The organism is Paenibacillus sp. FSL H7-0737 (assembly GCF_000758545.1).
Classification (GTDB): domain Bacteria; phylum Bacillota; class Bacilli; order Paenibacillales; family Paenibacillaceae; genus Paenibacillus_AQ.
This window is the reverse complement of record NZ_CP009279.1, coordinates 105,318-118,194: the sequence shown is the minus strand read 5'-3', so window position 1 is coordinate 118,194 and position 12,877 is coordinate 105,318. Positions and strand designations below refer to the sequence as shown.

The window sequence follows — 12,877 nt, the reverse complement described above, 5'->3', positions numbered from 1 at the left end:
CAAATAAAGACTCTTCTAGGTTATAGAAGTTCGTAGTTCAGTGTAGCTCCAAGTTCTTGCTTCTCTTCAGCAGACAGCTCACGCCATTCTCCTGTTTGTAATGCCCCTAGACGAATATTCATAATCCGAATGCGTTGAAGCTTTCTAACCTCGTAGCCAAAAGCGCTGCACATACGGCGGATCTGACGATTCTTACCCTCCGTCAAAATAATACGGAATACACGCTCTGTAATACGAGTGACCTCACAAGGTAGCGTCTTCTCACCTAATATCTTTACGCCGCTGGACATGCCGGTAATAAATGATGGCGTAATCGGTCTGTCTACAGTAACAACATACTCTTTTTCATGCCGACCTTCGGACCGTAAAATCTTGTTAACGATGTCCCCATCGTTGGTAAGCAAAATCAATCCTTCTGAATCCTTATCGAGTCGCCCAATCGGGAAGATTCGCTCATGATGACCTACAAAATCAACAATATTCCCCTTAATATGCTGCTCTGTAGTTGAAGTGATACCCACTGGCTTGTTTAACGCAATGTAAACCGTCTGGCTTGATGATTCAAGCGCAACACCATCTATTCTCACATCATCGCCTGGAACGGCCTGACTGCCAAGCACAGCAGGTTGTCCGTTGATCGTAACTCTACCACCTTCCACCAGCTTATCTGCTTCACGGCGTGAACAGTACCCTGTCTCACTGATGAATTTATTAATTCTCACGTTGTCCTTCACTCCGTTCATCCTTAATATTAAGCCAAGGGCTATCCGTACCAGCTGCAGGCAGCTTGATCATAACAGTTGTCCCTTGACCCACTTCACTTTGTATTTCCAAATGACCCTTATGAGCCTGAATAATACGTTGGCTAATCATTAGCCCTAAGCCTGTTCCCGACTCCTTATTGGTGAAGAAGGGCTCACCCAGCTTAGGCAGCATATCCTTAGGAATTCCTTCGCCTTGATCTGAAATAAGAATGAAGACAGAATCCAAGGTATTTCTTAACTCCATTGAAATTACACCACCATCAGGCATAGCTTCAATAGCATTTTTGACGATGTTAATAAACACCTGCTTTAGCTGGTTCACTTCACAATGTACGGTGGATGGATATTCAGAGAATGTCGCACTAAACTGAATCCCAAACAAATGAGCTTGACTGTCTAATAGAGAAACCACATCACCAAGGATATCCCGCACATCTTTTTCCTGGAAATGAACAGCTTGAGGCTTAGCCAAAATCAAAAATTCACTTACGATCAGATTAATCCGCTCGAGCTCGGACAACATCAGTTCAATATGGAGGGGAACCAAAATCTGCTTTTCTTGTTGAAGCTGCAGAAATCCTTTTAGCGTCGTAAGAGGATTACGAATCTCATGAGCTACTCCCGCGGCTAATTGGCCAACTGTAGTCAGCTTCTCAGAGCGTCTAAGCAGTTCCTCCATTCGGTTACGTTCCGTCATATCACGTGAGACGTGAATAAAGGAATGCGGATACCCGTCTTCATCACGAATCACTGAGGTACTAACACTCACTTCAACAATTGTTCCATCACGTTTAAGTCTTACGGTTTCAATTGGTGGTAGAACCGCACCACTCTTTAACGCATCAAGCCGCTCTTCCTCCTGCTTAAGCGCTGTCGCAGGCACAAGGTAAGGCTTATTCCCTAGCACCTCTTTGGCACTCCATCCATACAGCTCTTCGAAGGCTCTGTTCGTACTAGTAATTCGGCCGTCCATATCGATCGTATGTATCGCATCAGAGGTTCCATTAATAACCGATTCCAAATGCTCCTTAACTGCTCGGTTCTCTTCCAGTGTCTGTTTGAGTCGATTAGTGCGCTGCATGAGATGAGCCGTCATAGCGTTGATTCGTAGTGCCAGTTGCCCTAACTCATCCCGGCTAGTTACCTTAAGTGGAGGCTCGAATTTCCCTTTGGCTACATCGTTGACTTTGGCAAGTATCGCCTGAATAGGACGAGTAACAAATCCAGACAGTATGTAACTACATAACAAGAATAATGTAAGTAATAACAGTGAAGTTGTCAGATTATTAATTAATTGTTCATGAACCACAGATGAAATCACGGAGTAATCCAAAACGACTCCAATCACATAAGCTTTCAGTCCAGGAGATTGGATAGGAATGAAGCTTTTGAGCACTCTTTTTCCAAGCACTTTCGTCTCCAGTGTAACCGGCTTCTGCTTCTCCTGAGCCAATAGCATCGCTGTTCTATCCTGCTCCACATTACCATAAGTATAGGTGCCGTACTTAATGGGACGGTTACCAAGATTCTTATTCAATGTGTCAGTTCCGTCAGCCTTCATACTTGCTGAACCAAATGTTACCGGGTTAAATCCTGTGAGTTCTAAGATCCCTGGATTAGCTTCTTTAGTCTGCGCTGCGATTTGATCGGGATTGGTAATCTTGACATAGTCGCTGGCTGCAGTATTGAGAATAACAGGATTTATGATGTAGTTGCTCTCTTCATCATGGTAATATCCCCACTTTTCAATGAAATCGAGATTGTAGGTTGAATAATCAAAAGGGCCTGACCAAAAATGGTCCATGGCCTGCCCCTGACCCACGGATACCTCCTGATTATCGAACAACTCCAAAAAGGCCAGATACCAGTACCCCCAGTCCTTTGTGGACACCCCAATATCACTAGGCACCGAAGACCTCGCTATTACAATATCGTTATCAGTCTTTACCAGAATTGAAATATTAGACACGCCCACCTTGGAAGTTAGGGCCTTAAGTTCTTCATTCGTCACATTCCTATAGTCGGGGTCCAGCTCTTCGGAGGCAAAGATAGCCGCCATCCTTAAATTATGCGCAATTTGATATTCTACATAGTTAGAGCTATAGTTACTTTGTTCTACAGAAACGGCCATTTGCATAGCGGTTAGTTGCATATTATTAATGCTTTCATTCCGTAGATTATTTTGGGCGGCATAAAGGTTAAATGTCAGGTTCAGTGCTAAAATTAGCAACACCGCCCCAAAAATAATAGCAGATAGTTTTGTCTTTATGGACAAACTGTTTGTTCACCTCTTATCCACTGGTAAATCCTTGCGGGGCCTACAATAAACATCATACCTTTTGCCCTCACATTTGAAAAGACATTTCAATGAAGCGTTCCAATTCAAGAAATATTGAAATTCAAAAGGTCTTTCTCTACAATATACAAGTATAAATGCCTTCGGCGTCCTTATACGGACGGGAAGCGTTTAAGCGCGAAATATAAGGATAAAGTATAGCTTGAAACTTATACTTTCTTATATTTTAAGAAACCATCCACAGCTTATGCACATATAAACATTTTATTATAAAACGATGTGTACAAAAATGTGTATAAGTAGGCGGTTATCCACAGAGTTATGCACATTTTGTTAAGAACGAATATTTGTTCGTTGTACAATGGATATAAAGGAAGGGAAGATGATCTTGAATATTAAAGCAGGTGAATCGCTAGATGATATGCGAACGGTTCATGAACACTGGATGAGGCAGGCGATAGCAGAAGCCCGCAAGGCTGAAGCATTAGGGGAGGTTCCCATTGGGGCGGTCATCGTACGGCATGGTGAAATTATCGGACGTGGATACAATTTAAGAGAAACTACAATGGATTCTACAGCTCATGCAGAAATGGTTGCCATTCGTGAGGCCAGCAATGTCATGAACTCATGGCGACTGCTGGATTGCCAGCTGTATGTTACTTTAGAGCCTTGTCCTATGTGTGCGGGAGCGATTGTACAATCAAGAGTACCCCTCACTGTATATGGCACTCCTGATCCTAAGGCTGGATGTGCTGGGACCCTCATGAATTTGCTTGAAGAACCGCGTTTTAACCATCGCACCGAAGTGATTCAGGGGATTTTACAAGAAGAATGTGCAGACCTACTGACCTCATTCTTTCGTCGTTTACGTCAAAAACCATCGAAAGAAGAAAAAGGAGAGATCTGAAATGACCCTTACTTTATATCATACCTCACATGGTATCTATATTTCTCCTCTAGAGCTAAAGGATACAGAGAACTTACTGGAGCTGCGTTTGAATAATCGATTAACACATGAACCATTTGAACCAAAACGCGATGAGCAATTCTACACTTTGGAGAGCCAACAACGGATCATCAATCAGCGTCTGGAGGATGCTCTGGAGGACAAAGCCTATATGTTCGGTGTCTATCTGCTTGATGGACAACTAATAGGTCAAATCACGCTATCTAATGTCTCAAGAGGTGTAGCTCAGTATGCTGATTTAGGCTATTTAATGGATCATCGGATGCAGGCAAAAGGTTACATGACCGCTGCGGTCGGATTAGTTCTCGGCTACGCTTTTCGAGCCTTAGGTCTTCATAGGGTTCAAGCAGCCATCTTATTGCATAACGAGGCTTCTCGGAGGGTGCTGGAGAAGAGCGGATTTAAACCTGAAGGTATCGCCCGCCGGTATCTCAAAATAAACGGCCAGTGGCAGGATCATCAAACCTATGCAATATTAGCCGAAGATATGCTGCCGGATGAACACAAATAACTTTCTACTGACTCGTTCAGGATTAAAAATCTTATTCTTCTAATAAAAAAAGACCCGCATGGGCGTATATCATACGCAACATGCGGGTCTTTCTCTCGTAACTTCTTATTAATAAGTCCCCACGCTACCGAATTGCTCCTCTAGTTGATCCATTGTAATTACATCATCACCTTGAGGAATGCCAATCTTAAACTCTGGCTTCTCGTTAATCTTGTCATATTGACCCGTTCCATTTACAGAAAAGGCTACGTTCGTGCCATCTTCAGGATCATTTACTTTAATGTCCATCAGTAAATCCTGAAACACAGGGAACCCGTCTTTATTGATTGCTGTATTGTAGTGGAACTGATTAATCGTAAGATACTTATCAAGATCCGCCAAACTCTTATCGAATTCAGTTCTAGTTTCACTTGATGTGATCTCTTCTTTAGCCTTAGCCAGATCAGCATCATTAATTTGCAGCATATCCTTGTATTCTTCCTTGCTCACAATATCAATGATTTTAGGCAGGGCATTATTCACAAAGATGGTGATTGCTTCTTTAACATTATCGTTTGTCACTTGGAACTGAACGACCTGTTTAGCTTCAACACCCTCCGGTAAATTTGCCTCCTTTGGACTAAGCTCATTAAAATATTTTCCTTCATCATATTCCGCTAATACAGTGTCCATCACTTCATTAGAGAACTTTTGCATTTTCTGTGTATCAAGAGCACTTGGATTAAACTCAGCACCCTCTTGCTCTGCCAACGCCTTCAGATCCACCTCTACAAACTTATTTACGATTGTCTCCGGAATCGGGAAGAATGGAATCGATGGAATCTTAACATACAACTTCTCAGTGGTCATCACCATAGGCACATTGAAGCTCATGCTCATATCGCCCTTGAGATTCAGAACCATAGTTAGCTCTGTCTGCATTGGATCAGCCTGATAAACACCGTCAATAGTTATATCAGCGTTCTTAAGCATGCTGAGTACCTGTGTGGTCATTGCAGCAGATTCAGCATCAGCCGTCTCAATGGTTAGGTCATTGATCGAGAATTTACTCTTCATCTCATATGAAGACATCGTAGTCGCTTTTGTAGCGGCTGATTTCAAAGCCTCTTTTGGTGCCTCCTGTTTACTTCCACATCCCGGCAGAATTACTGCTGCTGTAAGCAACAGTGCCGCGGCCGATAAACCCCATTTTTTGTTCATTATTTTTCTCCTCTCCCATGTAAAAAAAATTTCCCCCCACTTATCATAAACTATTTGTAAAAATCAAGAAACACTTCTTTATAATTCTTATTGTTTTTATTTGTTATCCTTGCGGATTATGATGGTCTACATGATTAGCCTGCTTCACCTTTTTAGAGCCAGAAAGTGGTTCTGGTGCAGAAGAATTATGCTCCTTTCTACGCTGGCCATCGTTGGGCTGTGCCCCAGGAACTGGAATACTTTTTGGCTTTGACATTGTTCATTCCTCCTAAGGATTAGTTATATTCTGTAGAGCCTGAGCACATTCGTGAATTTGCCGTGAATACTGCTGTGCTAATAGCTGTACTGCATCACTATGCTCATCAATATGAATTCCACTCTGCTCCACATCAAGCAGATCAACAGCGACCTCCCTGCTATCTACATACCTGCAACGAAAATCAAGTGAGTATCCTTGACGTCCTGCTGCATTAAAATGAATAAGCAGACTATTCGGATCACCATCATCCGCTAGTACATTGAAACTGTCCCCATCCTCCATTAACGCAGGCAGGCGTTCTTGCCAGGCCGAGACAAGATTATGCTGATCTACTTCCAATTGTCTGTCCATAATTATGATCATCCTCCTTCTCTAATACATTGCGGAGAAATCAATCTTTTTATTCTCAATGGAACTAGGTTCATCAAACAATAACTAAAACTGTACCAGTTCAAGCACAACAAAAAAACCGCCTCCAAAGGAGACGGTTTCTATCTGCTTATTTCTTAAAGTTCATAAAGGAATGGCGGAGAGGATGGGATTCGAACCCATGTGGGCTTGCACCCTAACGGTTTTCAAGACCGCCCCTAGCTGTAAAATCCCGCAATCCCTTATGCTGATTGGCTTCATGGCACTTTATTGTTGAACCGCTACGGCGGTCTGAGTTAAAACGTTGATTTCGGTACGTGACCGTTGGATAAGTTGATTGTATTATTTTTATACATATGTAGTCAACTTAGAAAAGTCTCATACTTACGCAGAAGATAAACCTTATGAAAAGCCACTGTCTGTTATACAAATCATCTTTCTATTTTCCATATTGTTTGTCCAACTTTAATTGGAAGAGATTTAATAATCTCTTTGAACGCTTCCAGTTCTGTCCGTGGGGTTTTCCAAACATAATCTTCTAACATTTCTGGTATCAACCCTTTATTACCTTGTTCATCTTCAAACTGTAGTGTAATAATAGTAAACTGCTTTCTGTTCAGTTGTTCATTTATAGCATAATTAATTTCTTTTTCTAAATATTTTTCATCCTTAAATTCCGGAGTGATAAAAAACACTACAGCACAAGACTGTTTGAAACCTTGTCGAATAGACCTCATTAATTGAGCTCCAGCAGGCATATCTTCTTCGTCTATCCATGGGTCAAACCCAAGTTCTTTTAAAAGCTGATAATATTTCCTAACTAAAGGCTTATTAGCTCCTTTATGGCTTAAAAAAACTTTTCTCGGAGCTTTTTCACGTATTTCATCTTCTGAGATAGTCAAACTAAAAAACCGGACATCATTTAAACCATCTTCATAAATAGGTGTAACACTTATTAAACCATTCATCCATTGGCATTGATTAAATATCGAGGGATAAGCAAGCCCAAGTTTGTTTAAGTCAATGAAGTAAATATCGTTCTCATTCGAAATCCAATCTTTTGTTTTAATTATCTCATTAACCACATATTTTATTTCTCTGTCATGAATATTATTTGTGAAACAGAAATCAATTGATATACCATCTTTAATATGATGGTTCTCATGGTTAGTCAATTTAACGTGTGTTTCATTATTATCCTGAACCGTGATTGAAATCTTCCTCATGTAAAAAGTTCCTCATTTTCTATAAGATAATTTTGAAAGTAGCGATTAAATGAGCGCGCGACACTTAATGTATCATTAATACTAGCGTTACCATCCACATCTAGATGATTATTATTCCAAAAAGTTACGACTGAATTGCTATTTTTAGGTTGTAATTTGATGTACTCAAAGTTAACCTCGGGTATTTTCAAAGCTTGCTTATACTCACTCGAATAATTTAGCCCTTCCCCATAAATTAAGAGTTTGTCAAAATACTCATATTCGTCATCACCATCAATAAACATTTCCAGTAAATTATTACTAAAATCGTGTTCAAAAAAATACTGAACCATTTTCTTATTTGTTAGTTGAACAGGCATTAGACAATCTGGTAACGAATCAACCACCTTAAGATGCTCTTCATACTGATTATTGTATGTTTTGTCTTTTAATATTATCCAAAAAATACTATCAAACAGTAACAATACGATATTTTCAGATGAAACCGAAATAAATTCTTTCTCAAATTCGTTTTGTTTAATACAAACTTTGCTGTTATAACTTTTTTTTAGATGATTTAAGAAATGAATGATATTTTTTTTATTTTCTCTGAGCATTTTAAAATGGAACACTATCGATTCATTCATATTCCCACTTCTCTTTTCAATAATCGGATATTAAATCCCTAACATTTTTTTAATCTTTTCCTCATTTTTCAAGTTACTGTCCATTAAACTTCCCATAAAAACATCTTTTAAATCTTTGTATGCATCCTTAATAATATCTTTAATAGTATGTTCATTATTTTCAATATAAATTCTTAATGCATTTGCCTTACTTTTATCATTAACAATTCCCGCCAAAATTGTGTGTTTCAGCGGGACTTCCTCTGCATCATAAGTCGTATAAACAATTCTAAACTCAATTTGAAGAATAACTCGGTTACTAAGTATATGCACCTTGACTTCCGACTTATTAAACAAATCGCCAATGTCACAACCATAAGCCTGACTTTTAATTCTATCCTTCAAATCCTTATTCATTGAATCTTCGTGGTCAAATTTAATATCGACGCATTGAAAACTACTGAAACTTCTTGAATTTTCAATTTCCAAAAACAAGTCCAGTAATTTTATTGTGTTAGGGTTAATGTTGTCATAAACTTTAGCTGACCGTCCATTTTCACTCATTGCAAATTTTAGTAGTTTACTCATCGTAGGCGCAGATAGCTTAATTTTTATATGTTCATCATCAGCTAAAAATCTAAGAAAGTTTAATACAATAGTTTTTATAGAATGAAATTTTACTGAGTTAGATGTCTGAAAATATACAATTTGTTTATCAAAGTATATCTCCACAACAACCTGTTGTATCTCAAAATAATTTTTACTTAACATATTCTGATTGTTATAAATAAATCTCTCGTTTTTTCTTGTGAATTTAAAAAGACTTCCTTTAGAATTAGAGCCTGAATCTAATAACTTAATCTCTGCATCAAAGGATTCCCTTTCCGAACTTTTTTTCTGCTTAGTGGCCTTTTTCCATTCCGAAATTTTACTATTTAGTAAATTTTCGCTCATATCCTCGAATTTATAATTAAATGACATAAAGAAACCATCTGTTGTGTCCAAATCCGGATTAAATGCCGCTTGTCTGAACTGATGGAAAATTTCTTTGGACAGGATTCCCTCACCGAAGCTCCTTTCAAGAGCATAAACAATTTCGCTAAACTTTTCTGCATCAGATGGCAGTTTGATTTTATTTTTATTTATTATAGAAGTTAATTCGCGCTGATTTAATAGTTTTAAAGCATGTCTGAAGGTTGTAATTTCATCTAAAGATGGCTTCAGGTGTTGTTTCGACTGACTAGCACGTTCTTGTTCGTCTTCTTTTATGATTTTTTTATGATTGTCCTTAGTTCCAGTTTCTACAATTAGCATTGATTTTTCGGGATTTGCCATTGTTATAAGTCCTTCTTCCTGTCTTCTAATGGAATGTAGGTATATTATCTCATAATCCAACAAGCAAATCATCAATATTTTTCCATAAATAATATATCATAATAATAAAAATAGAACAAGAGTTCCCGTTTTGGTATTTTTTATAATCTGTTAAATGAAGCTTTAAATTGCAAATGAACTATCTTCATATAAATATAAATGATATCTGCTATTACGATACTGAGAAGGAATACTACTGATAATATACCTTATCGGAACCCGTCTATATATAATGAAGGGGGGATATTGAGCCCTTCCACCACCGACCACCGAAATGAGACTTAGGCAGGTTCATCCATTAAAAACGGCTCTGTATAAGGGTTGCTTTACTCATATAAAGTATTTCCTCCTTCCTATTTCATTGGGGTGGGGGGTCTAAACTAGAAAAATGGACTTCCGATAATATATGCAAATCGGCGACACCAAAAAAAACGGGGCAGTTTTTATATAAGCTTGGACACCATGAATTTCACATGCTTCTGGACGAGCCGATATGACATAAAAAAAGTAGGGCATCACTCTACTATAAGTGTTTAACCTACTTTACCTTAATGTTATTCATTTCTCACAATAGGTGCTTATTTATGAAACCTCTATTTTTACAAACCGCATCATCAAGAAAATCCCTTATAACCTCTGACTTACCTAACCCTGTAGCTAACGCATACAATTCGATGAATTTGTCTTGAGCAGCGGTTATGCTAAATGTAACTCGTTTGATATTATCCAACATAATCACCGCCAATCTCTGGTTCCGCTCCCTCCAATGCCTTCAAAACAGCCCTCTTAGCTTCAGCCATATGTTCTCCCATCCTGCTAATATTGAGCAACTGGAATAGCATTGGCATACATCTAGCTCTAATTATTCTTACTTTTTTTCCTTCAAATGACCTTATATAGTCAATGGAGTTTCTCACCCCTATATCATTATCGGCGACTTTTATGATGTCTGCTTCTGATAGCCCCGTCACCCTAGATATGCTTTGTAAGTCAACATAGTTAACTCTGTGATGGTTCATTACCATAGGATTTTTAACAGTCAGTACCCTAATATCGTCTAGAATTTCTTCTCTAATTAATTTCAGCTCTATAATATGAATCTTCTCCTTCTATTTAATAAAAACGTACGGAGAGGAGATACTCCTCTCTATATATGAAGTACACGAATTGGGATACATAGTCATAACTTCCTACTCGCATTCGATTTATGCTGTTTATGTGCAAATCTGTTTATATTGAATTGTGCTACTATAAATCACAAGCTATACAGCTTAGTGATTTAATTATCTTAGCTTAGTGCCTTAGCATGGGCATGGCTAGATGATTATAATTTCTCCTACTTCAAGGTCGCATAGCTTGATGATAAAGAACTGCCTATGATTATGTATCCATCGGTTCCAGTGGCAAAATTCTGCTAAGCAACATTCTGGTTGGCAGTATTCTGGTTGGCAATATTTTGACAAGCTCATAACATCCTTCTATCTGAATCTTAGCGCCCGCCACCAATAGGAGTGATTACGTGAGCGCTTAGATTTAGACGACGACTTGCATAAGATATATTTTATCCATTGGCAAGCAGAGTATAATTTTGATATTATTACGTCATATTGTCTATTTCTCTGCCAATTTAAATTTGATTTTATACATGCGGCATATATTTAAGTACCCTAACCAATCAACTAAGATGGCTGGGTACTTCAAACATATATATTTTATATCATTATCTCAGCTATATATTCTTTGCTAATGCCTATAATTTGAATCGTCAAGAAGAACATATTGAATAAGATTGACGATTGCTTGCTTCGCTTCACGGTAAAAAGTTTGTTTTGGGTAATAACCAACCTAACACCTTTGCCTAAGGTTATAACTTTAATAATTATATATATCTTCTAAGATAAGAGAGATACTACTTTTGGGAAATCCCTGAAACCCTTATGGCTCTAAGGCTGAGACCACTTTAAAGTTTGCAAAAACACCCCTCGGTTGTTCAATATTCCTGCAAAAATACCCCTCGATTGAGATTGCATTTCCTCTTATAAAATTTGTGAATATCACTTTCCGGTACATGGTACAGGAACAGCGCATTAATTACGGCTCTGTTCCGTCAAAGTAAAGTCTGCTTTCACTAGTTGCGATGCAATACCTCGATAGAATAATGATGGATTGACTTTGTAAACACTGTTCTTGCCAGCCTTAAACGAGCCAAAAACATGCTCGCCAGACAGCTTAATTCTAAGATGTTCCTTGACATTCTTTTCATCCATACCAGTGATTTCTACTACATCCCTTAGAGATAGTGCTTCTGCACTGGATAAATCCTTTTCGTAAGGATGCCTTACAAGGTGATTACTTTCAAAGTGCATATATGGGAGTATGCGATATAAGAAACCAATATCAGCGGGCTTTATATCCTGCTGACAGTACAGTTCATGCATAGCTTCGATGAAAATCTTGACTAGCTTGTTCTCTTTGCTTGTTCCCCTTAGGCAATAGGCTTTACTGATGTAAAGCGCTTCATATTCTTTCTTAAATAAAGAAACCCTCTGGCTTTGTATTAAGCCTAGTTCCATGAACTTTCTGAGCAAGTTGGAATATGTTCTCTTATCTCTTATCCTTAGTACTTCCGCTAGTCCCTTCTCCGTCATAGGTTTTCTTGCATCTAACGACATTTTAAGCATGTTGTCATAACCTATATATGATTGAAGCACCAAGAAATACCCCAACTCCTTTGTACTCAACCTTCCCATTGTCGCTACTTGTCTTGCCCCTTCCATATTCACCATTGTAAATGGATTTTCCGTCCTGTTCCTGTAAGTCTCCAGCTTCCCCCTCCTTCTAGCCGCTTCCCGCATCTCAGGAGTTATTACTATGCAATCGGTTCGTTCTTCCCCATTCCCATCTATTACTCTATTAACTCTACTTCTCTTTAATCTTTTGTCTGCTTCTTCGAGTAGCTCACGCGCTATAGTCATTCTTTTCCTGCTCCTGCCGCCATAACTTTATTAGCTTCAATCCATTTAGCCACTTCTTTAAGCTGATACCTAACCATGTTGTATGATAATTTGACTGAAGGTAATCCCTCAAGTTTCCATCTGCATAGCGTACGCTTAGAAATGTCGTACCTCTCACACACTACTTTTGAACTCACTAAACTTTCCATTACCACTTCTCCTTTGATTAATCTAATATAATAGAGCTTTGATTCTGACCTATTATGCCTTGTTCGGACACATCTATATATTTAGGAAGACAGCTTCAAAAATCCCCACTTAGTCGAATGAAATTTAAACTCATAATGGATGC

At 38.5% G+C, this 12,877-nt stretch carries 13 protein-coding genes; 2 read left to right on the top strand and 11 right to left on the bottom strand.

Annotated features, from left to right (window positions below):
* Positions 1–20 precede the first annotated feature (20 nt).
* On the bottom strand, positions 21–722 hold the full coding sequence (gene rluF / locus H70737_RS00545) for a 23S rRNA pseudouridine(2604) synthase RluF (RefSeq protein WP_042183944.1): 702 nt from the start codon (positions 720–722) through the stop codon (positions 21–23).
* A complete protein-coding gene (locus tag H70737_RS00540; RefSeq protein ID WP_042183942.1) occupies positions 712–3,039 on the bottom strand; it encodes a sensor histidine kinase in 2,328 nt (775 codons plus the stop codon). The genes rluF and H70737_RS00540 overlap by 11 nt, the downstream gene beginning before the upstream one ends.
* 442 nt (positions 3,040–3,481) lie before the next feature.
* Between H70737_RS00540 and tadA the strand changes: the two genes are divergently transcribed.
* Positions 3,482–3,967 (top strand): tRNA adenosine(34) deaminase TadA, encoded by a 486-nt coding sequence (gene tadA / locus H70737_RS00535; RefSeq protein WP_042193078.1) that lies wholly within the window; start codon positions 3,482–3,484, stop codon positions 3,965–3,967.
* 1 nt (position 3,968) lies between these two features.
* Positions 3,969–4,538, top strand: coding sequence for a GNAT family N-acetyltransferase (locus H70737_RS00530; protein WP_042183940.1), 570 nt, complete (start codon positions 3,969–3,971; stop codon positions 4,536–4,538).
* Between the two features lie 108 nt (positions 4,539–4,646).
* On the opposite strand, the gene H70737_RS00525 is transcribed toward H70737_RS00530, so the two are convergent.
* The 9 genes from H70737_RS00525 to H70737_RS00485 form a co-directional block, all read right to left on the bottom strand.
* Complete coding sequence (locus H70737_RS00525; RefSeq protein ID WP_042183938.1) at positions 4,647–5,738, bottom strand: hypothetical protein; 1,092 nt, start codon at positions 5,736–5,738, stop codon at positions 4,647–4,649.
* Between the two features lie 103 nt (positions 5,739–5,841).
* Complete coding sequence (locus tag H70737_RS00520) at positions 5,842–5,994, bottom strand: small acid-soluble spore protein P (RefSeq protein ID WP_042183936.1); 153 nt, start codon at positions 5,992–5,994, stop codon at positions 5,842–5,844.
* A 12-nt stretch (positions 5,995–6,006) separates the two neighbouring features.
* Positions 6,007–6,348 (bottom strand): hypothetical protein, encoded by a 342-nt coding sequence (locus H70737_RS00515; RefSeq protein WP_042183934.1) that lies wholly within the window; start codon positions 6,346–6,348, stop codon positions 6,007–6,009.
* Between the two features lie 449 nt (positions 6,349–6,797).
* The gene (locus H70737_RS00510; protein WP_042183932.1) at positions 6,798–7,592 is read right to left on the bottom strand and encodes a toll/interleukin-1 receptor domain-containing protein; all 795 of its coding nucleotides are present in this window, start codon (positions 7,590–7,592) and stop codon (positions 6,798–6,800) included.
* Complete coding sequence (locus H70737_RS00505) at positions 7,589–8,218, bottom strand: hypothetical protein (protein WP_042183930.1); 630 nt, start codon at positions 8,216–8,218, stop codon at positions 7,589–7,591. Before H70737_RS00505 ends, H70737_RS00510 begins: the two co-directional genes overlap by 4 nt.
* Positions 8,219–8,248: 30 nt before the next feature.
* Entirely contained in the window at positions 8,249–9,532 is a 1,284-nt protein-coding gene (locus H70737_RS00500) for a hypothetical protein (protein WP_042183928.1), read from the bottom strand.
* 761 nt (positions 9,533–10,293) lie between these two features.
* On the bottom strand, positions 10,294–10,419 hold the full coding sequence (locus tag H70737_RS31440) for a hypothetical protein (protein WP_269321789.1): 126 nt from the start codon (positions 10,417–10,419) through the stop codon (positions 10,294–10,296).
* Between the two features lie 1,239 nt (positions 10,420–11,658).
* On the bottom strand, positions 11,659–12,546 hold the full coding sequence (locus H70737_RS00490; RefSeq protein WP_042183924.1) for a hypothetical protein: 888 nt from the start codon (positions 12,544–12,546) through the stop codon (positions 11,659–11,661).
* Entirely contained in the window at positions 12,543–12,734 is a 192-nt protein-coding gene (locus H70737_RS00485; protein WP_042183922.1) for a helix-turn-helix transcriptional regulator, read from the bottom strand. The genes H70737_RS00490 and H70737_RS00485 overlap by 4 nt, the downstream gene beginning before the upstream one ends.
* Positions 12,735–12,877: the final 143 nt, after the last annotated feature.